This is a genomic window from Flavihumibacter profundi, assembly GCF_020076305.1.
Taxonomy (GTDB): Bacteria; Bacteroidota; Bacteroidia; order Chitinophagales; family Chitinophagaceae; genus Flavihumibacter; species Flavihumibacter profundi.
The window spans coordinates 2,078,940-2,099,385 of sequence record NZ_JAIQXE010000001.1; the positions used below are offsets into that span (position 1 = coordinate 2,078,940).

The following is a 20,446-nucleotide window of genomic DNA, read 5'->3' on the forward strand; positions in this document are numbered from 1 at the left end:
CCCGGTAAAATCGGGTTGTGTTATCTTTAATTCCGGTTGAATCCGCTTCACTAAACCATTGTAGTTGTATGAACCTTATACGAAAAAGCCCATTGCAGGCCCTGGGTTATGATTTTATTCCCGCCCCTTATCTTCCTGCAGGGAAAAACGAATACTACCTGCGTAACCAGCAGAATAAGAGTGGTATCAGCTACCGGCAATTAAGCGCGTACGAAATTGAGGTGCTGGTACGCAACCGCAACCAGAGTGACGACTGGAATAAAATTTTAGTGTCGGATGCTTTTAATCCGGAGCTCGTAAAGAATTGTAAATTCTTTGGACTTGTACGCATAGGGAAACTGGAACCCTATTGCATGGAATTCAACAACCTCCGCATGGCAGTTGGCTTATACAACAGTACTATTATCAGTTGCGATTTTGGTGACAACGTTGTGGTTGATAATGTGAATTACATGGCGCATTATATTATTGGGAATGAAGTGATGCTCGTCAACGTCAATGAACTGGCAACCACAAGCCATTCCAAATTCGGCAATGGCATAATAAAGGAAGGAGAAGATGAGAAAGTACGGATCTGGCTGGAAGTATGCAATGAAAACGGAGGCCGCAGTATCCTGCCATTTGATGGCATGCTGGCCGGCGATGCTTATTTATGGAGCCGAAACCGGAATGACAAATCCCTACAACAAAAATTTATTGATTTTACTGCCAGTCGCTTTGACACAAGGCGGGGTTATTATGGAATGATAGGTGATCGCACAGTTGTTAAAAACAGCCGTATACTAAAAGATACCTGGATCGGACAGGATGCTTACATTAAAGGAGCAAACAAAATAAAAAATGTAACTATTCATTCCATTCCTGATGCCCGCACACAAATCGGTGAAGGATGCGAACTGGTGAATGGAATCATTGGTGTTGGCTGCAGGGTCTTCTACGGGGTTAAGGCAGTAAGGTTTGTGATGGCATCCCACTCACAACTTAAATACGGCGCCCGCCTTATTAACTCTTACCTGGGAAACAATGCCACCATCTCCTGCTGTGAAGTTTTGAATTCCTTAATCTTCCCGGCTCATGAACAACACCACAATAATTCATTCTTATGTGCAGCACTGGTAATGGGACAAAGCAATATGGCTGCAGGAGCAACCATTGGTTCCAACCATAATTCACGAAGTGCAGACGGAGAACTGATTGCCGGAAGGGGCTTCTGGCCAGGCCTGTGTGTAAGCCTTAAACACAATTCAAAATTCGCTTCTTTTGCCATTCTTGCAAAAGGCGACTACCCTGCCGAACTAAATATTGAACTGCCTTTTTCACTAATCAGTAATGATGCAGCCAATGACCGGCTTGTTATTATGCCCGGTTATTGGTTCCAGTACAATATGTATGCCCTGGCCAGGAACGCGTGGAAATATGTTGACCGCGATAACCGCATTGACAAAACCCAACACCTGGAATTTGATTACCTGGCGCCTGATACAGCGAATGAAATGGTAAGAGCTGTTGCCCTGTTGGAAAAAATTACTGGTGAGGCCTACTATCGTTCTTCAGGCAAGGAGGTATCGGAACCAGTTGCCAGGAAAAAAGGGAAAGCCCTGCTTGAAGCAGGTGATGATGCGATTGCCCAACTTAATATCGAACTACACGGAGCAGAAAACAGCAGCCGCCCGGTTATAGTTTTAAAAGCCGCTATGGGTTACCGATGGTACCTTAGCCTGCTGGACCACTATGCTGCTAAAGAAATTTTACATTTCCAGCAAAGGCATGCTTTTTCAAGTGTTTTAAAACTATGCAACAAACTTCCAATGGCCGGCAAACCCAAAGAATGGGAAAACATAGGTGGCCAGTTGATCGAAAAGGATGCTGTGAATGCCTGCCTTGCACAAATTAAAAAAGGCAGCCTGAACAGCTGGGATGCCCTGCATGCTTTTTACAAAAAACAATCCGCGGGATATGGTGATCAGAAGCTGGCCCATGCCCTGGCCATATACAAGACAATTCATGGCGAAGACCTTTCGAAAAATAAAAACAAGGTCGTTCAACTGCTTGAAGAGAGTATCAGCTTCCGTAAGGAAATTACAGACCTGATCTTCGAGTCCAGGGAAAAAGACTACCAGAATCCATTCCGCCTGATGGTATATAATAATCCGGAGGAAATGGATGCAGTAGTAGGCAAGCTCGACCAAAACAGCTTTATACTGGAAGAGCAGAAATCATTCAGGAATTATAAGAAAATGGTGACTACGCTTTTAAAAAAATAATTTTTTAACCTGAACCTGACCTTGCTTATCCTTCAGTTGCAAAAAATAAATACCCGGTGGTAATGAAATCCCGGATAAGGTATAACCTGTAACACCGGGGTGCAACCGAAGGTTATCCCGGACAATTATTCTTCCGCCCTGGTCAAGCAATTGCATGGCCACAACCCGTTCCCTATCTGAATTAAACTGGATAAAATTTGTTCCTGCGGGATGAAGCACAGATACTTCCTGCACATCAGGATAGCTTTGTCCAAAACGCATCACATCCCCATGCATCGCAGATCCCTGGCGGTTAATAACACGGATGCGGCAAAACCCGGACTTCCACATAGCGGGAATAACCTGCTGGTACAGTTGCTGGTTACGGATGGCCTTTACCTCGGCAACTGTATTATATGACAAACCATTTCCTGATAGTTCAATTGCAAAATAGTCGGCTTCCGGATTACCATCCACTTTCCAATTACAAAACCAGCGATCCAGCTTCTGGTCCATCCATTGCATCTCCATTAAAACAGGCAATACATTTGTTAAGCTGCTGGAACTGGCCAGTGTGAAAAATTTCCCGGATACACCTACACCATTCAACAAAATGCTTACAACAGAACCGTCCCCAGAAGCAGCGCCTGTTGTTGCCTGGTTACCCGCATCATTCCATTGACCGCCACTCCATGCCGCAACCCGCAAACTGGCCAGGTCAGATACGCCGCCACTGAGTTCATTATTAAAGGATAAACCAACATGCGCTACTGTTGCCGATTCGCCCAGCAATGACCAGTATTCAAGTTTTGAAATATGATCCAGAGCAGGGTCAAGTGTATTACCAATAGCATAAGCTGATCCAGGGTGATATTCTGCGGTAATGTCTCCACTTGCATTTTGCAGGGATAACCAGCGAAGGGAACCATTCCTGCCAACAGGAAATAAAAAGTAGCTGTTTGCAAGCCCTATTTTCTTTATTGGTCCATTGATATAACTGGATAGTATTGATGAATCAGCTTTTACAACCCCTCGCGCGCCAATTGTCAGTAATTGTGTCGTACTGGTAGTTAGAATTCCCTCATCAAGTTTAAGTATATAAGGGAGGCTCAACGGGTTTTGCAGTATAGCACCTGCCTTATTTTTGAGCACAACAATGATACTATCGGTAACACCCCCGGTGCATTGTATTTTTTGCAATGCCGAACCCTGCAGGAGAATCGTCCCGGTTTTTTGCTGGAGGTTGGTTTCTGCAATTGCCCCTCCTGTTTGCAGCCAATCCCCTGCAAGTTGTAGTACTGAAGACCGGTTGCCACTGGCCATATTAAAAACAGCATTGTTCATGACAAGGTTTCCCGAAACCATTATCGTGTCGTCTAGGTTAATAGCAAAAGAAACACCCTGTTCTAACGCCAGGTCACCTCTTATTATAACCGGGTTGGTTCCTGAAGCAGAATAAGTGGTTGTTCCATTCGCGGTAGCCGCGGCAGACAATTGCAGGCTGCCATACACCCTTCCGCTCAGGGAAACAATTGATGCCGCATCAGTATTTTCAAAACGGAAAACACCATTTTCTGTCCCGGTTTTCCTGCTCAGGAATTGCACCAGTTCAGCATGCCCGGTTCTCGTACGATGAATATACGTGCCGCCATTGTCTACCCGCAGGGAATCATTCAACCTCAATGAATAACCGCTACTGCTTCCCGATGCATTTATAAATACTGCACCCCTTCCAATAATTAAGGAATACCCGTTTCCGGTGGTTGTTAATGCACGTTCTGCAAGGCTGCCCGACGCACTGCTTACCAGGTTGGTAATCGGCAGCTCTGCGATTATTGCATTAAATGGGCCGGGAACAACCTGGAGCGACCGGACGGTAACTGCAAAATCGGGCAGGCGTACTGTGTAATCTGCTGCCAGTAAACTGTTATCAAGAATAACATCATCAGCATTCCCCGGCAGGATACCATTCTCCCAATTCCCGGGATCAGCCCAAAGCCCGTTTCCGGTAACACCGGTCCACCTGATTTCTGCACCTGCTTCCAAAGAAAGCAGGCAAAGCAACACCAAACATCTGCAATTCATACTTCACTTTTTTGCCTGGCACAAAGTACAAAGCAAAATAAGCGGAAGCAAGCGCCAATGCAGGTATGGGTGAAAAAACGGTTGGCCTATGTGCAATAAAAAACCCCTTTCGTTTGGAAAGGGGCCTTCTTGCAAGAAGTTATGATAACGAAAGAAGCAATTACTTCTTCAGGGTATCAACAGCAGCTTTAACTGTAGAATCGATTTTTGCAGCAGCTGTATCAACAACAGCAGCAGCTGTATCAACTACTGCAGCAGCAGTAGAATCAACTTTAGCTTCAGTTGTAGAAGCAGAATTGTTACAAGCAGCGATTGTAGCGGCGATAGCCAGAACAGCAAATACTTTTTTCATGATTGTTATGTTTTTTATGCGGTTTGTTTTTTCCGCGTGCAAAATTACACATTTTTCCCAACAAAACAAATTCCAGGCCATTTTTTTAGCCTCCGGCCTATTTTTTTCGGAAAAATATCCGCACCGGCACTCCTTTGAAGTTGAAATTTTCCCTTAGCTGGTTTTCAAGGTAGTTCCTGTAAGGCGCTTTTACATCATCAGGGTAATTACAAAAAAATGCGAATGAAGGCACTACAGTAGGCAATTGTGTCACATATTTAATGCTCACCGGGTTTCCCCTTACAACCGGCGGATGGTAAGCTGAAATAGCTTTAAGCATGGTATCATTCAGTTGTGAAGTAGGTATCTTGCGCTTCCTGTTTTCCACAACTTCCAGCCCTATTTCAATAGCTTTGAATATCCTCGTCTTGTCTTTCGCAGAAATGAATAAAACAGGCACATCAGTAAATGGCGCAAGCCTTTCCTTCAGTTTCTTCTCATAATCCCTGGCAGTATTGGTGGATTTCTCCATCAGGTCCCATTTGTTAACCAATATCACGATCCCCTTTCCTTTTTTTGCTGCAAGGCTGAAAATGGTGAGGTCCTGGGCTGCAATCCCTTTTTCAGCGTCTAAAACTATAAGGCACACATCGGCTTCATCCATGGCCTTTATAGCCCTGATCACTGAATAAAACTCGAGGTCTTCGTTCACTTTTTGCTTGCGTCTTATGCCTGCTGTATCAATGAGTATAAATTCCTTCTGGAAGAGGTTATAATGGGTATGGATGGTATCCCGTGTGGTCCCTGCTATATCACTTACGATGGTCCGTTCCTGGCCTACCAGTGCATTTAACAATGACGATTTACCTACATTTGGCTGACCGATAATGGCAAATTTCGGAATGCCTTCTCCTTCGTTTTCCGCATAGCGGTCTTCAGGAATTTTCTCTACAACAGCGTCCAGTAATTCCCCTGTGCCGCTTCCGCTGATGGCAGACAAGAAAAATATATGCTCAAACCCAAGGCTATAGAACTCTGATGCTTCCAGCAGGCGCTGGTTATTATCCACCTTGTTCACCACCAGGTAAACAGGTTTTGTTGAACGCCTTAATACATCTGCCATGGCTTCGTCAAGGTCGGTAATACCGGTAGAGGTATCCGTCATAAAGATGAGCGCATCTGCTTCGTCAAGTGCAATCAATACCTGCTTTTTGATCTCCTGTTCAAATACGTCATTACTGCGGGGTACGAATCCACCGGTGTCAATCACGTTGAAAGTCTTGCCGGTCCATTCTGCCACGCCATACTGGCGATCACGCGTTACACCACTTATGTCATCTACAATAGCTTTTCTCTGTTCGAGCAAACGATTGAAAAAAGTACTCTTTCCCACATTCGGCCTGCCAACAATGGCAACTGTATATCCAGCCATATTACAATGGTTTGTTATTTCTAAATTTTTCTTCTCTTACCGCTCACCGCTCACCGCTTACCCTAATTATACCCATACTCCCGCAAATGCAAATCATTATCCCGCCATTTCGGCCGCACTTTTACAAAGAGTTCCAAAAACACTTTTTGCCCCAGGAATTTCTCAATTTCTATCCGGGATCGTGTGCCTAATTCCCTTATCATTTTGCCTTTCTCCCCTAACACAATCCCTTTCTGGGTATCACGCTGCACAATGATATCAGCCATAATCTTTACCAGGGTCGATTTCTCCTTAAACTCCTGCACCAATACAGCAGTATGGTAGGGAATTTCATCCTGGTATAACTGGAATATCTGTTCCCGGATCAGCTCTCCCACAAAAAAGCGGGTAGGCAGGTCAGTTAGGTTGTCTTCATCAAAGAATGGTTCCCCTTCCGGCAACAGGGAAATTATTTTCTGCAGCAATTCATCTATGCCTTCTTTTTTCAGGGCTGAAACTGCTACGACTTCCTTTACATATGGCTTGCCTGTAAAAAATTGGCGCGCTTCTTCCAGCCTGCTTTTAGTGAGGCCATCGATCTTATTCAAAACCAGTAGCGCAGGCATCCTCAGGCGGAGCGAGGAAAAAATCGCATCGCTTTCAGCCCAGTCGTCATAAATATCCACCAGTAACAAGGCCAGGTCAGCATCTTCCAATGCGCCTTTTACAGCCTGCATCATTTTTTCATGCAGCCTGTACTTTGGCTCAATTATACCGGGAGTATCGGAAAAAATTACCTGGTAACCAGGCTCTGACAATATGCCTTTGATACGGTGACGGGTTGTTTGCACTTTTGGGGAAACAATTGCCAGTTTCTCTCCCATAAACGCATTCAGCAAAGTGCTCTTACCCGCGTTAGGCTTTCCGAAAATATTTACAAATCCTGCTTTCATCTTTAGTGTTTGCTGGCAACAATTCATACGCTAAAGAATACAGGAGGTAGTCAGATTCTGCCGCGTGGCATTGCCGCCATTAGCATAATAAAGAGCGCAAAGGTAGGCCAAATCAGCCGGATAAGGAAATGATTCACTTCTTCCCGGGTTAGCGGCTTGTTATCAACGCTTTATCTTGCGTTGAAAAAGAAAAAGCAGAAATATGGAATTCCATTATTTCTGCTTTCTTTGGTTGCGAAGCCAGGGATCGAACCTGGGACCTTCGGGTTATGAGCCCGACGAGCTACCGCTGCTCTACTTCGCGATGCAAAGGTAATAGGCCGGGGCTTCCATTCCAAATAAATCTGATCATTTACATGCATTAAATGGGAAAGTCCCGGCTGGCGGGACTTTCAAAGATGTACACTATTTTATTCATCCATCCTTTCTGTTGATACTACTTGCCCCGCTCGATTTCATTTCCCTGATTACGCCATTTCCCTTATAGTTAACATCACTGGCACCATTGGCCTTTACTTTCATTTCCTTATTTACAATAACGTTTATGGATGATGCACCACTGGCGTCAATATCACAATTCTCAGCAACCAGTCCCCAGCCTTTTATAGAACTGGCACCGCTTAGCTTAACAGATACATTGCCTACATTACCACTGAGTTTGGTGTCACTTGCCCCGGAAACATCCATATCCAGGTTATTGCATTCCAACTCACCCGACAAATCACTGGCACCGCTCAGGTCAATGGATAACCTTTCTGCCTTAACCTTACCCATAAACTTCACATCACAGGCGCCATCAGCCTTAATCATTTCAAGGGTTTTTACAGATACATAAGCCTTCATATGCTTATTTCCCTTCCAGTCATTCCAGCCTTTGCCATCAAACCAGATATTCAAAACCCCGTCTTTTACTTCAGTCATAATCCGGTCACGCACTTTTGTATCTGTTGAACTCACGGCTACGCCAATTTCATTACCCTGGGAAATATATAAATCAATTGCACTGGATACATGAACACCCGAAAACTCATTAACCTGCCTGGCAACGGCATTGGCATCATTTACGACAAACTTTTGTGCATTTGCGGTCAAACCAGCCAGGACAACCAACCCGAATACGATTATTTTTTTCATATAAACTGTTTAAAAAGATCAACTATTTGATTTCACGCTACCACCACTGCTGGTATGTAATTTACGGATCACTGCACCACCTTTGTAATCAATCATACCACCACTGCTGGCTTCGGCATTTAATTCCTTGGTAACTGTAGTATTTATCATTCCGCCGCTGCTGGCATCTGCAGAGCAATTGGTAGAGGAAAGGTCAAAGCCTTTGAAAATAGCGCCGCTGCTGGCTTCTACTTCAAGCATTTCTACATTGCCTTTCAATGTGGTTATTGCCCCGCTGCTATTGTCTACACTAATACTCTGCCCTTTAAATTCTGCTTCAATGATTGCGCCGGAACTGCAGTCTATATCCAGCTTGTTTACATTTACCACCGCCCCGGTTTTTACTGTTGAACCGGATGAGGCCGACAATTTATCCAGCTGCCGGATTGAAACATACGCTTTGAACTTTACATTCCTGCGCCAATGCGAATCACTATAAACATTATCAATAGAAATTTTCAACACGCCTCCTTCCACAACAGTCTTGATCCTGTCCTGGTATTCCGGACGGCTACAACTCACGGCAACGGCATCCTTATCACCCTGCTGCAACAACAATTCAATGCCCGCAGATACCTTCACACCAGTAAATGCACCAACCTCACGCACACGTGCGTTTGGATCATTCACCGTTGTCGTTTGGGCCCGTACACCCGCCGTGGCCAGCAATAAAAATGCGATCGTCAATATTTTTTTCATTGTATTTCTTTTAGGTTATGAAGGTGTGACGGGCACCAATTACAAAATGTTACAGTAATTAGGAAAAAATGCCTTTATTTTTGCTTTTCGATTACCAAAGTAATCGAAACAGTTTCCTCGGGGTGCTGCTGGAATGGTAACAATAACTTTTCAGATGCTGAGATAATACCCGTAGAACCTGGACAGGGTAATGCCTGCGCAGGGAAGGTGGCCGGATATTCTATTCCTCCTTTTGCTTTCGCAGCATTTCTCTCAAATCATTTTTTCAAATTAATGTAACAACATGAAAAAATTGTTTTTGGGGATTTGCGCTTTAATGACTGTATTTCCCCTCCTGGCGCAACAACGCCGGATCATTGTTTCAGACGCCCAAACCAGGCAGCCTCTTGCGGGTGCCACTATTGAACTGACAGATGGCACCAGCATGGTTGCTGACCAGGATGGCAGGATCCTGCTGCCCATTGGCGCCAGCAAACTGGCAGTTAGCTGTATTGGCTATCGCACCAACAAACTTGCCCTTGCCGGCCAGGATACCATCCTGCTTGAAAGGCTTAACCTTTTCCTTCAGCCCGTTGAAGTGAAAGCGATGAGGGCGGGTGACAAAGCCCCATTTGCCAGGACCAACCTAACGGCAAAAGACATTGAAAAACAAAACCTGGGCCAGGACCTGCCTTTCCTGCTGAACCAAACACCTTCAGTAGTGGTCAATTCAGACGCCGGCAACGGGGTTGGCTATACCGGTATCCGAATCCGTGGCACAGACGCAACCAGGATCAACATGACCCTGAACGGCATCCCTTATAACGATGCAGAAAGCCAGGGCCTTTACTTTGTCGACCTTCCAGATTTTGCCTCTTCAGTAAACAGCATCCAAATCCAGCGGGGCGTTGGCACTTCGAGTAACGGTGCCGGTGCATTCGGTGCAACCCTTAGCCTGGGAACCAATGAATTCAACGAATCACCATATGGTGAACTAAACAATAGTTATGGCTCTTTCAATACCTGGAAGAATACGGTTAAAGCCGGCAGCGGACTGATCAATAACCATTTTACCATAGATGCCCGGCTTTCGCGCATCAGCAGCGATGGCTACATGGACCGTGCGAATTCAAACCTTGGCTCCTTCTATCTTTCAGGTGCCTACCTCTCAAAAAAATCAAGCCTTCGCCTGAATATATTTTCAGGGAAGGAAAAGACCTACCAGGTATGGAATGGGGTATTACAGTCCGACCTGGAAAATTGCCGTACCTGCAATAGCGCCGGTACTGAAAAACCCGGTAAACCATACGAAAACCAAACCGACAATTACCAGCAGGACCATTACCAGCTGTTTTTCAACCATGCTTTCACTGACAAACTTTCCCTGAACACAGCTGCCTTCCTGTCCAGGGGCCGTGGATACTATGAAGAATACAAAGCAGGCCAGGCTTATGCCGATTATGGACTTCCAAACCCGGTTTTCGGCGATACCACACTTGAAAACACAGACCTGGTGCGGCAACTGTGGCTCGACAATTATTACTATGGTGGCATTTATTCACTGCACTATAAAAATAAAGGCACCCAATTGACATTTGGCGGCGGCTATAACCAGTATAAAGGCCGGCATTACGGTAAAATCATCTGGGCCGGCGCCGGCATTCCCGATAACTATAAGTGGTATGACCTCGATGCCCTGAAAACCGACCTCAGTTTTTATGGCAAATGGCAACAACAGGTTTTTGGCCATTGGCAAACATTCCTTGACCTCCAGTACAGAAGGGTGAAATATGATATCAATGGCTTCGAGGACAATCCCAGCCTTTTGGTCAGCAATACCTACAATTTCCTGAATCCCAAAGCGGGCATAAGCTATAGTAAAAACTACTGGACTGTATTTGGCTCATTTTCCGCAGCGAGTAAAGAGCCCAACCGCGATGATTTTGAAGCGGACCTGAACCACCAGCCCAAAAAAGAAACACTGAATGATTATGAATTCGGGGTTGAACACAGAAGAGCAACAACAAACTGGAGCGCCAATTTATATTACATGAATTATCATGATCAGCTTGTATTAACAGGAAAGCTGAATGATGTTGGTGCCTATACGCGCACAAATATTGATCGCAGCTACCGGCTGGGCGTTGAACTACAGGGCAGCATACGCCCGGTGGAATGGATGCAGTTAAGCGGTAATATGACACTTAGTGAAAATAAAGTACTGGATTTTAAGGAATACCTTGATGATTATGACGAAGGTGGCCAGAAAATAAATCAATACCATAAAACAGATATTTCTTTTTCACCGGCATTTATCGCAGGGGCTACAGCCAGTTTCATTCCTATCCGCCAGGGTGAAATCGCCCTTATCGGGAAGTATGTCGGCCGCCAATTCCTCGACAATACCTCCAACACGCAAAGAAGCCTTAATGCATTTTATGTGCAGGACCTTCGATTACGCTATACCGTTAAAGAGAAACTGTTGCACGAAATCAATTTCATTTTCCAGGTGAACAACCTGTTCAATAAACTGTACGAACCAAATGGATATACGTTTAGTTACATCTACAACAAAACCACAAATACGGAGAATTACGTATACCCAATGGCAGGAATCAACTGTATGGCAGCCGTAAATATCCGGTTATAATAACAGTTCGTAAAAATCCATGTATTAATCCTATGTGGATAAGTCGGGTTTGGCATCATTTTGATGGATAAAAAATGTCAAATCATCCATAACCGATGAAGAAAACCATTGTAATGAATGTGATTTTCATTCTGCTGTTCTTCCTGTTCTTTTTCTATGCAGGCGGGAAATAGCAAGGAAACGTAAATAGGTGGATAGGTCAATAAAGGAGTGTTGACCTGTTCACCTATTTTTTGGTCGCACCAAATTTCTCCTGCCAGGCAAGCATACCGCCTTCAAGGTTTTTGGTATTTTTAAAGCCCATTGTCTCCAGGAACATACAGGCAGTCATGCTTCTTTTACCACTGCGGCAATGGATAATCAACTCTTCATTCTGAAGGCCATCCAGCTCGTCGATCTGCATCGCCTGGATCTTACCTAATGGCACCAGCAGTGCGCCAATATTAAAATCAGCATATTCCTCCGGTTCACGCACATCAATTATGTGGAGATGCTCACCCGCATCCATACGCGCTTTTAGTTCATCTACAGTAATAATTTCCATAATTGTAATTTTAAAATTAAAAGTTGTTTTCGACTGGACTTATATTGCGGTTGGTAGTATCCCGCTGCGGTTTTTTGGCACTTAACCAAACATCAATCATCTGACCCTGCCTGATCCGGTTTACCCTGAAATCGGGCGTGTTGCGATCGGGACTTTGCCGGTAAATATAAGCACTGGAAGTATCCTTCACATCAGGATCCAGCACTTTAGCGCCGAAACTAATACCAGTGGTACTTAAGAAGGATGCAGCTTCCCCATAGGTCATACCGAATAAATCAGGAACTGACATATCAATATCAGACAAGCCGCTTCCCAGCACCAACGATATGGGTGTACCCATCGGAAGCTTGGTACCCGGTTTAATTTCCTTACTGTTCATCAGTTGGCTGAGTATAGAATTCTTGGCAAAATCCGGGCGATATGTAGTGTCGCCCAATTTCAATCCGAATTGCCGCAATATGATTGCTGCATTCCTTAAACTCATCCCAACAAGGTTTGGCATTACCACTTCGGGCGCCACAGCCCTGTTCACCGTAAGGTAAACTGTACGGTTAACTTTCACGCTGGCTTCCGCTTCAGGAAATTGTTTCACCACAGCAAGCGCAGCGATTGTATCGCGGTAAACCGAATCCTGGATGACTACTTCAAAGCCTTGGGCTTCTAACTCCTTCTTCGCCTGATCAAAAGATTTGCCTGTTACCGAAGGCACTGCAATGACCTCTCCATGGCGGGTAAAAAAATCAAGGGTCCCGAAAAACAATAAGGCCAGGAGGGCTACAAGGCCAATAGCAATCAGCAGGTTGACCCAAAGCGGTTTTTTAGAAATAGATGCGAGCACTTGATCAATTTTATTTTGGGAATGGATTCAAAGAAAACGAAAATTATTTATGTTCCAGGGCATCTTCTATTAAAGCTGAATAGAAGTCCTTTAAAGTCCAGCCCATCGCTTTTACCTGCTGGGGTACAATACTGGCTTCGCTTTGTCCGGGTACCGTATTGATCTCCAGCATAAAAGGTTCACCCCTGGCTTCATTATAAATAAAGTCGATCCGTACAATACCCCGGCAATTAAAAACCTGGTAAACCTTAAGGGCAGCCGACCTCACCTTTTCAGCAATGGCTTCGTCAACCATGGCAGGGGTGATTTCTTCACTTTTGCCATGGTACTTGGCTTCAAAATCGAAGAACTCATTTTTAGCAATCACTTCAGTAAAAGGGAGGGTTATAATCTTACCCTTACTGCGAAATACACCAATCGTAAACTCGCGGCCTGAGATGAATTCTTCTACCAGGACCTGGTCATCTTCCATGAAAGCCTTTGCCAGTGCAGCTTCAAGGTCATCACCACTTTTAACCTTACTCATACCGATACTACTCCCCCCGTTATTAGGTTTTACAAATACCGGAAAATGTAATTGCGCTGCGATAACAGCAGCATCAACGGGCCTGTCCTTAAAGAGGTGCAAAGACTTTGCCACATGAATTCCCGCAAATGCCGCTACGGCTACAGTATACCGTTTGTTAAAGGTAAGCGCCGATGTAGCTGCATCACAACTTGTATATGGAATCCCCAGCATGTCGAAATACCCCTGTAATTTCCCATCCTCGCCTGGGGTTCCATGGATACCAACCAGCACAGCATCAAAATAAATTTTGTTACCGTTTATTAAAAGGCTGAAATCATTTTTGTCAATCATATACAGCCCTCCATCAGCATGTGTATACAACCAGCCGTCCTTACGGATATCAATTTTGTATACTTCAAACTTAGAAGTGTCAATATTTTTTTCGATGGTAATAGCGCTTTTGTAGGAGATCTCTGCCTCACCGGAATACCCCCCGGTTATAAAGGCGATGATGGGTCTCGCATGCATATTGGTAGACTTGGTTTTAAAAAAAAGGTGAAGGAGCTATTCCTTCACCTGTTACATAGTGGGAAATATCACCCACCTATACGAAGTAGCTCTCGCTACTGTTAAACTTCTGTACAGTTAAGGTACAATTTTCATTCCTTTCCTGCAAACAATCGGCCAAAAAAATCAGACGTGCAAACGCTCTTTTTTTGCCATCAGCTGTTCTACCGTTTCCACATACATTTCGTCAGGAACGCAACAGTCTACAGGGCAAACCGCCGCGCATTGTGGTTCCTCATGAAAACCCTGGCATTCCGTGCATTTATTGGGTACAATATAATAGGTATCTACACTTACCGGGGCATTCCGCTTATCTGCATCCAAAACGGATCCGTCCAGCAGGGTGAAACTGCCTTTCACCGTTGTACCATCGCTTAAGGCCCATTCTACACCACCTTCATAAATGGCATTATTAGGACACTCGGGCTCACAGGCCCCGCAATTGATACATTCTTCGGTTATTTTAATAGCCATCAGTACAAATTTTTAATGGGTTTTTTATGAATTAACTTGCATACAAATTTATAGGGACATGTTGAATTTACAACACCGGATTGATTTATTGATTGAACTAAGCAAATATATTAGGAATAATAGTCCCGAATGGCAGGCCGCCAAACTAAGTGCGAGCCAGTATAACGGATGGTTTACCCCCGAATTTATTGATGCCGCTGCCGGAAATATTGCCACATGCTTCCTTTCGGAGCAAGCCCTGTACGAAATTGCAAAAAAATACCAATTAACAGATATTCCCCAAAAAACTACCTCCGTCGGTATCGTTATGGCCGGCAATATACCCCTGGTCGGATTCCACGACTGGCTTTGCATTTTCCTGAGCGGCCATAACTCGCTGGTAAAACTTTCTTCCAAAGACAATATCCTTTTCCAACACCTGCTTGGGAAGCTTTCCGAATGGGAGCCGACCATACAAAGTAATACCGGCTTCGCAGAAATGCTGAAAGGCTGCGACGCTTATATCGCCACCGGCAGCGACAACAGTGCCCGGTATTTCGACTATTATTTCCGGCGTTTCCCAAGTATTATCCGGCGCAACCGTACTTCCGTTGCTATTTTAACCGGGGAGGAATCTGCTGACGAACTAACCAGCCTGGCTGATGATACCCACCTTTATTTCGGGCTGGGGTGCCGCAACGTGACCAAAATTTATGTGCCTTCCGGATACGATTTTGTTCCTATGCTCGAAGCCATGCGGAAATACAGCTACTTCAGCGAACATGGCAAATACAAGCATAATTACGACTACCAGCTGGCCATCCACCTGCTCAATAAACAATACTATATGACCAATGGATCAGTCCTTCTTTCAGAAAACAGTTCGTTGTTTTCACCGATCAGCCAACTGAACTATGAATTTTATGCTGATAAAGAAAAGGCGCTGATTGAACTTTCCAACAATAATTCAGTCCAATGTATCGTTGGACACGGTCAGCTTCCCTTTGGCAAGGCGCAAAGCCCTGATTGGGAAGATTATGCCGACGGTGTAAATACAATGGCATTTTTGCAGGAATTAAATCGCTGATGTCATAAAAGCAGGAATTGAAGTACTTTTAGGTGGCATCTACGAAGACCTTAGTAAAACTATTGTTAAACTCCCGGTTCGGTGAACTGAAAAGATGTCGCCTTCGTTAAATTGTAACAGGTTAGGCACAAGCTTTGACTTATTAAAGAACAAAAAAGGATTAATCATATGAAACTGCAGCAAATTGTACCCGTAATTCTTGTCAGTGCGGTTACATCAGTTGGAAGTATGTGGGCTTACAATAAATATGTAAGCAATGATGTGTATACTTACCGGGCTTCTGATAGTAACACCAACCACATCCCTGCCAATTATGCCGGATTTTTTGACGGCATCAATGGCACCCCTACCGATTTTACCGACGCAGCAAGCACATCAATCCCCGCTACTGTACACATTAAAACAAAGGCGACCCGTACCGCCAGCAATAACCTGCCAAAACGCAGTCCCTTGTTCGACCTGTTTGGTTTCGACTGGGACGAAGGCATGGCACCCCGCAGTCTTCCGCAGATGGCTTCAGGATCAGGCGCAATCATCAGCCAGGATGGTTATATCGTCACCAACAACCACGTTGTAGACGGCGCAGATGAAATAACCGTTAACCTGGCCGATAAAAAGACTTTCAAAGCAAAGCTGGTTGGTGCCGACCCGAGCAGCGACCTGGCTGTGATCAAAATTGATGCAAAAAACCTTCCTTTCCTGCTTTACGGTAATTCCGATGAAGTAAAAGTTGGCCAGTGGGTACTTGCGGTTGGTTATCCCCTGAACCTGGAAGCCACTGTAACTGCTGGTATCGTGAGTGCAAAAAGCCGCACCCTCGATATCAACCGCCGGCAAAGCAAAAGCCCGATTGAATCTTTCATACAGACCGATGCTGCCGTTAACCCCGGTAACAGTGGAGGTCCATTAATTAATACATCCGGACAGTTAATCGGTATCAACTCTGCCATCGCTTCCCCTACCGGGTCATATGCAGGTTATTCCTTTACCATCCCGGTTAACGTGGTAAAGAAAATCGTAGCTGACCTAATGAAATTTGGCACTGTTCAAAGGGCTTACCTGGGTATTAATTATGCCCCGGACAACCTGAGTGATGAAGTGAAAAAACAGGAAGGTATCAAAGACGGCGAGGGCGTTTATGTGCTGGATGTAACCAAAGACGGCGCTGCCGCTGCTTCTGGTATCCGCAAAGGCGATTTCATTACACAAATCAATAACATCCCCGTAAAATCAGGCGCTGAAATGGTTGGCCAGATTGCTACCTACCGCCCCGGCGATAAAATAAAAATCGTTTACCACAGGGATGGCCGCAATTATACCAGTGACGTGGTTTTGCGAAACAGCAGCGGAAACACAGATGTAGTTAAAACTACCGTCATTGATAAACTGGGTGCCGACCTGGCCACAATCGATAGTAAAATGGCTAAGGAAATGGGCATCAAAGGCGGTGTAATGGTAAAAGGTATCGATGAAAATGGTGCCTTTAGCAAAACCCGTATGGAAGAAGGATTCGTTATCCTTAAAGTGAATGGAAAAGAAGTGACCAGCGTTGAACAGTTCCAGGCCGAAATGGAGAAAGCCGGAAATTCCGTAACCCTTGATGGCATGTACCCGGGTTATGAGGGCGTGTTCAGGTATCCGATGAAAATCAGCGAATAGCAAGGACGAATAATCTTCTATAAAAGCTACCGGTTAAAATAGCCGGTAGCTTTTTTATTACACCACTTTCAAGCGTTTTCATCACATTTATGGCTGGTTTAATCACATATCCAAAAACAGCCACCGAAGGCTCGCTAGCTTTGGTGAAAATTAACAGGTATGAAAATCAGGTGGCGGGAACATGAATTACTTTTGATAACGATTTTAGCGGTCGTCCAGGTCATTAATATACTGATGAATGCATACCACGCCGGTTATGAAGACATCAGGCAATTAACGGAAAGGTTCAGCCAGGCAGCCCTGGACTTCAATTATGGCTGGAATGTATTATTGCCCAAGGTCGGATCTGTTGTACTTTTCTACTGCACATACCTGGCCATTAACAAGCTGTTGATTCCCTTATTACGCAAGATCTCGTTCAATGAAATTGAAAAAATATTATCTGCAAGTATTGCCCGGGCATTCGCCCTGGTGATCACTTTTAGTTTCTTACTAGCACTGGGCGCTAATCTTTTTTCCTATTTTGGGCGGCCGGATTTCTTTAATTACGCGGAATACGGGCTCCTGGCCCTGCTTGGCTATAACGACCAGCCGCTGACAGATATCTTCTTCGGCTTCCAAAGGGCTTTAGGCATTGTACTGACCATATTATCCTTCGGGATCTTACGGGAGCTGGCCATTTCCCGCATTGAAAGGGATGGCCCCCAAAAGGACTACCGGATCTTAATGGCGAACAATATTACCCTGATCATTTCCATTTACCTGATCATCATCTCTTTTATCAATCCATTGCATATTACATTTATCCGGCTGCTATTTACGGGAATCGCCGGACTGCTATTTTATATCTATACTACATTCTGGCTTTTCCCATTTAAGGCAGACAGGAAGTTCCGCAGCAAACCGGTATTAACCAGGTTATTGCTGGCTGCATTCTGCTGCTCCATCCCTTTTTGGTTTGTCTTTGATGGTGATGATGAGCGGCTGGCAATGTTTTTGAGGACCTGGGGTGCATTTGTTTTTATAGTTACACCAATTTTTTGGGTACTCTACCAATTAAGGAAAGACAACTTATTAGCACTTCGGGGAATCCGGGCCGAGTTGGCCAATTCAACAGCTGACCTGCAATTCCTGCGCGCACAGATCAATCCGCATTTTTTGTTCAATGCGCTGAATACCTTGTATGGAACGGCATTGATGGAGAAATCCGAACTTACTGCCAATGGCATTCAAAAACTGGGCGACATGATGCGCTTCGTACTTCATGAAAATAATAAGGACTTTATTTCCATGCAAAAAGAAACGGAATACCTGTCCAACTATATTGACCTGCAAAAACTTCGCCTGCAGACCTCACCAGGCATCCTCATCGAAGATAATCTTGAAGAAACCAATTGCAGGCAGCAAATCGCCCCCATGCTATTGATCCCCTTAGTGGAGAATGCTTTTAAACATGGTATCAGTCACCAGGAAAAATCATGGATTCATATACGACTGGAATGCGGGGATAACACCATCTATTTTGAAGTGAAGAACAGCTTGCATAAAAACAGGGACACCATCCAGGATAATGATGCCTCAGGAATTGGATTGGCCAATGTCAGGGAAAGACTCAACCTGATCTATCCCAACAGGCATGAATTGTATATCCACCAGGATGCCCGTGAATTTATCGCCAGGCTATTGATCAAAGAAACCTCATCAATACATTAGTATGCTAAAAGCAATTGTGCTGGACGATGAGCCCCTGGCCCTGGAAGTCGTGAAAAGCATGACGGAAAAAGTAAGTTTTGTTGATGTACTTGCTTACTTCGCCAATGCCTTTGAAGCGATGGATTTCCTGAAAAAAAATCCGGTTGACCTGGTCTTCCTTGATATTAAAATGCCCGACATCACAGGTATTGATTTCCTGAAATCCTTAGCCAATCCCCCAATGGTCATATTCACTACTGCATATAGCGAACATGCTGTGGAAAGTTTTGAACTCGACGCGATAGATTACCTGCTAAAACCTTTTTCAATGGTCCGGTTCCTGAAAGCCTGCAACAAAGCTTATGAAGCAGATGGCCGCAGGGCAAGGCAAACAGAAGAGAATAAAAAGCCCGATTATATTTTTATCAAAAGCGGCTATGAGCAGATCCGCATCCTGCTGGCTGATATCCTGTATGCAGAAGGCAGCGGTAACTATGTTCAATTTGTATTGGACAACAAGAAGATTGCCTCAAGGCTAACCATGGGTGAAGCTGAAGAGATATTGCCAAAATCAGCATTCATCAGAATACACAGATCCTATATTGTCGCAAAACAACACATCCAAAAAATAGACCGCAAATCGGTGTGGACCAACATAACAGAATTGCCAATTGGACCGGCATACCTCACTGAAATAGAAAAAATAACCCGCTAAATCATGAAAGATTACCCACCAGCAAATTATCAATACAACTGCCATGAAAAGAAATCCCCCGGCGCTAGCCTCCGGGGGATTACTTTTTTTACAGGGTAATGTCCAATTTCCCCTCGTTGCCTGGGATATCCCTGGCCGTGGCACTGATACTGCAGCCAGCCACCAACGGGTTTTCCTTTACCGTCGTATATCCCCACCTGTTGCGGTGGATGGGATTCAGGATGGCATTACCTTCTTCCACCAATTCGCCGGTGGCCGTGCGAATGCTAACAAAGACACTGGCCACACGGAAATCATCTTTTGCATTAATCTCAATCAATGCTCCCGGAAGTCCGGCATATTTTCCCGGGTCGATACCTTTCACAACCGGCGCTTTCAGGGCATCCCTGAAGGCCATGTTATGGGCGGTTTTGCCCGACGGGGCTTTTCTTTCATACTCTGCTTTCAACTCGGGCGAAGCCATTGCACCTGTAGCATAAGCCGAAGCATCCGCAAATTTGTCACGTACCCTGACCTGGTTTTCGGTGGGGACTGTGTTTTTGTCGATGGTGGGCATCAGCGCGATGTGCGTGTTCTTCCCCCTTTTTTTGTAAACGAATTGTTTACCTACATTTCCACGCGCTCCATTTACAAGCGCATTTTTTGTAACTCTGGCCATTTTTTTGTTTTTTAGTTTTTAATAAAAATTGGGTTTTTTGTGTTTGCTGCAGAAGGAAGCCTGGCGGGTCACAACTCCCGTTTCAGCTTATGTGATGCTCCTCAGCAATAACAACAACCAAAAATAATTAGCCAGAAAATAGTTTTTCAGTCTTTGGTACTGGCTATACTCATTTCCGGTACCGGATATAGAGAAATCAGG

At 44.7% G+C, this 20,446-nt stretch carries 17 protein-coding genes, 1 tRNA gene and 1 riboswitch; of the genes, 6 read left to right on the top strand and 12 right to left on the bottom strand.

Translation table 11 applies throughout. From position 1 onward, the window contains the following. Positions 1-68: 68 nt before the first annotated feature. A complete protein-coding gene (locus LAQ65_RS08970; protein WP_224116617.1) occupies positions 69-2,264 on the top strand; it encodes a DUF4954 family protein in 2,196 nt (731 codons plus the stop codon). Here the strand turns inward: LAQ65_RS08970 and LAQ65_RS08975 are convergent. The 7 genes from LAQ65_RS08975 to LAQ65_RS09005 form a co-directional block, all read right to left on the bottom strand. Then, a complete protein-coding gene (locus LAQ65_RS08975) occupies positions 2,253-4,328 on the bottom strand; it encodes a T9SS type A sorting domain-containing protein (RefSeq protein WP_224116618.1) in 2,076 nt (691 codons plus the stop codon). The two genes, LAQ65_RS08970 and LAQ65_RS08975, sit on opposite strands and share 12 nt — an antisense overlap. A 160-nt stretch (positions 4,329-4,488) precedes the next feature. Beyond that, the gene (locus LAQ65_RS08980) at positions 4,489-4,680 is read right to left on the bottom strand and encodes a hypothetical protein (RefSeq protein ID WP_224116619.1); all 192 of its coding nucleotides are present in this window, start codon (positions 4,678-4,680) and stop codon (positions 4,489-4,491) included. A gap of 97 nt (positions 4,681-4,777) precedes the next feature. Beyond that, on the bottom strand, positions 4,778-6,091 hold the full coding sequence (gene der / locus LAQ65_RS08985; RefSeq protein ID WP_317196992.1) for a ribosome biogenesis GTPase Der: 1,314 nt from the start codon (positions 6,089-6,091) through the stop codon (positions 4,778-4,780). A gap of 62 nt (positions 6,092-6,153) precedes the next feature. After that, complete coding sequence (gene era / locus LAQ65_RS08990; RefSeq protein WP_224116620.1) at positions 6,154-7,023, bottom strand: GTPase Era; 870 nt, start codon at positions 7,021-7,023, stop codon at positions 6,154-6,156. 229 nt (positions 7,024-7,252) lie between these two features. Further along, a tRNA-Met gene (locus LAQ65_RS08995) sits at positions 7,253-7,327 on the bottom strand. Between the two features lie 110 nt (positions 7,328-7,437). Next, positions 7,438-8,157 (bottom strand): head GIN domain-containing protein, encoded by a 720-nt coding sequence (locus LAQ65_RS09000; protein ID WP_224116621.1) that lies wholly within the window; start codon positions 8,155-8,157, stop codon positions 7,438-7,440. An 18-nt stretch (positions 8,158-8,175) separates the two neighbouring features. Then, positions 8,176-8,895: a head GIN domain-containing protein gene (locus LAQ65_RS09005; RefSeq protein WP_224116622.1), complete on the bottom strand. Its 720-nt coding sequence runs from the start codon at positions 8,893-8,895 to the stop codon at positions 8,176-8,178. Between the two features lie 108 nt (positions 8,896-9,003). Continuing rightward, positions 9,004-9,117, top strand: a riboswitch (TPP riboswitch). Between the two features lie 61 nt (positions 9,118-9,178). Between LAQ65_RS09005 and LAQ65_RS09010 the strand changes: the two genes are divergently transcribed. Further along, positions 9,179-11,524 carry a TonB-dependent receptor gene (locus LAQ65_RS09010; protein ID WP_224116623.1) on the top strand — a complete coding sequence of 782 codons (2,346 nt, stop codon included), beginning with the start codon at positions 9,179-9,181 and terminating at the stop codon, positions 11,522-11,524. A gap of 226 nt (positions 11,525-11,750) precedes the next feature. Here LAQ65_RS09010 and LAQ65_RS09015 read toward each other — a convergent pair whose 3' ends face one another. The 4 genes from LAQ65_RS09015 to LAQ65_RS09030 form a co-directional block, all read right to left on the bottom strand. After that, the gene (locus LAQ65_RS09015; RefSeq protein WP_224116624.1) at positions 11,751-12,068 is read right to left on the bottom strand and encodes a rhodanese-like domain-containing protein; all 318 of its coding nucleotides are present in this window, start codon (positions 12,066-12,068) and stop codon (positions 11,751-11,753) included. A gap of 16 nt (positions 12,069-12,084) precedes the next feature. After that, positions 12,085-12,906: a PASTA domain-containing protein gene (locus LAQ65_RS09020; protein WP_224116625.1), complete on the bottom strand. Its 822-nt coding sequence runs from the start codon at positions 12,904-12,906 to the stop codon at positions 12,085-12,087. Between the two features lie 43 nt (positions 12,907-12,949). Further along, positions 12,950-13,942: a D-alanine--D-alanine ligase gene (locus tag LAQ65_RS09025; protein ID WP_224116626.1), complete on the bottom strand. Its 993-nt coding sequence runs from the start codon at positions 13,940-13,942 to the stop codon at positions 12,950-12,952. Between the two features lie 165 nt (positions 13,943-14,107). Beyond that, positions 14,108-14,455 carry a 4Fe-4S dicluster domain-containing protein gene (locus LAQ65_RS09030; protein WP_224116627.1) on the bottom strand — a complete coding sequence of 116 codons (348 nt, stop codon included), beginning with the start codon at positions 14,453-14,455 and terminating at the stop codon, positions 14,108-14,110. Between the two features lie 58 nt (positions 14,456-14,513). Between LAQ65_RS09030 and LAQ65_RS09035 the strand changes: the two genes are divergently transcribed. The 4 genes from LAQ65_RS09035 to LAQ65_RS09050 all read left to right on the top strand — a co-directional run bounded on the left by LAQ65_RS09035 (position 14,514) and on the right by LAQ65_RS09050 (position 19,587). Next, complete coding sequence (locus LAQ65_RS09035; protein ID WP_224116628.1) at positions 14,514-15,521, top strand: acyl-CoA reductase; 1,008 nt, start codon at positions 14,514-14,516, stop codon at positions 15,519-15,521. 168 nt (positions 15,522-15,689) lie between these two features. Next, positions 15,690-17,180 carry a trypsin-like peptidase domain-containing protein gene (locus LAQ65_RS09040; protein ID WP_224116629.1) on the top strand — a complete coding sequence of 497 codons (1,491 nt, stop codon included), beginning with the start codon at positions 15,690-15,692 and terminating at the stop codon, positions 17,178-17,180. A gap of 159 nt (positions 17,181-17,339) precedes the next feature. Continuing rightward, a complete protein-coding gene (locus LAQ65_RS09045; protein ID WP_224116630.1) occupies positions 17,340-18,893 on the top strand; it encodes a sensor histidine kinase in 1,554 nt (517 codons plus the stop codon). A gap of 1 nt (position 18,894) precedes the next feature. Continuing rightward, a complete protein-coding gene (locus LAQ65_RS09050) occupies positions 18,895-19,587 on the top strand; it encodes a LytR/AlgR family response regulator transcription factor (protein ID WP_224116631.1) in 693 nt (230 codons plus the stop codon). Between the two features lie 88 nt (positions 19,588-19,675). On the opposite strand, the gene LAQ65_RS09055 is transcribed toward LAQ65_RS09050, so the two are convergent. Then, positions 19,676-20,245, bottom strand: a complete 570-nt coding sequence (locus tag LAQ65_RS09055) for a hypothetical protein (protein ID WP_224116632.1) — start codon at positions 20,243-20,245, stop codon at positions 19,676-19,678. Positions 20,246-20,446 lie beyond the last annotated feature (201 nt).

Coding starts and splice junctions, on each gene's coding strand:
- LAQ65_RS09050 (WP_224116631.1), top strand. CDS start 18,895: ATGCTAAAAGCAATTGTGCTGGACGATGAGCCCCTGGCCCTGGAAGTC.
- LAQ65_RS09010 (WP_224116623.1), top strand. CDS start 9,179: ATGAAAAAATTGTTTTTGGGGATTTGCGCTTTAATGACTGTATTTCCC.
- LAQ65_RS09015 (WP_224116624.1), bottom strand. CDS start 12,068: ATGGAAATTATTACTGTAGATGAACTAAAAGCGCGTATGGATGCGGGT.
- LAQ65_RS08970 (WP_224116617.1), top strand. CDS start 69: ATGAACCTTATACGAAAAAGCCCATTGCAGGCCCTGGGTTATGATTTT.
- LAQ65_RS09045 (WP_224116630.1), top strand. CDS start 17,340: ATGAAAATCAGGTGGCGGGAACATGAATTACTTTTGATAACGATTTTA.
- LAQ65_RS09035 (WP_224116628.1), top strand. CDS start 14,514: ATGTTGAATTTACAACACCGGATTGATTTATTGATTGAACTAAGCAAA.
- LAQ65_RS08975 (WP_224116618.1), bottom strand. CDS start 4,328: ATGAATTGCAGATGTTTGGTGTTGCTTTGCCTGCTTTCTTTGGAAGCA.
- LAQ65_RS09030 (WP_224116627.1), bottom strand. CDS start 14,455: ATGGCTATTAAAATAACCGAAGAATGTATCAATTGCGGGGCCTGTGAG.
- der (WP_317196992.1), bottom strand. CDS start 6,091: ATGGCTGGATATACAGTTGCCATTGTTGGCAGGCCGAATGTGGGAAAG.
- LAQ65_RS09040 (WP_224116629.1), top strand. CDS start 15,690: ATGAAACTGCAGCAAATTGTACCCGTAATTCTTGTCAGTGCGGTTACA.
- era (WP_224116620.1), bottom strand. CDS start 7,023: ATGAAAGCAGGATTTGTAAATATTTTCGGAAAGCCTAACGCGGGTAAG.
- LAQ65_RS09055 (WP_224116632.1), bottom strand. CDS start 20,245: ATGGCCAGAGTTACAAAAAATGCGCTTGTAAATGGAGCGCGTGGAAAT.
- LAQ65_RS09000 (WP_224116621.1), bottom strand. CDS start 8,157: ATGAAAAAAATAATCGTATTCGGGTTGGTTGTCCTGGCTGGTTTGACC.
- LAQ65_RS08980 (WP_224116619.1), bottom strand. CDS start 4,680: ATGAAAAAAGTATTTGCTGTTCTGGCTATCGCCGCTACAATCGCTGCT.
- LAQ65_RS09025 (WP_224116626.1), bottom strand. CDS start 13,942: ATGCATGCGAGACCCATCATCGCCTTTATAACCGGGGGGTATTCCGGT.
- LAQ65_RS09005 (WP_224116622.1), bottom strand. CDS start 8,895: ATGAAAAAAATATTGACGATCGCATTTTTATTGCTGGCCACGGCGGGT.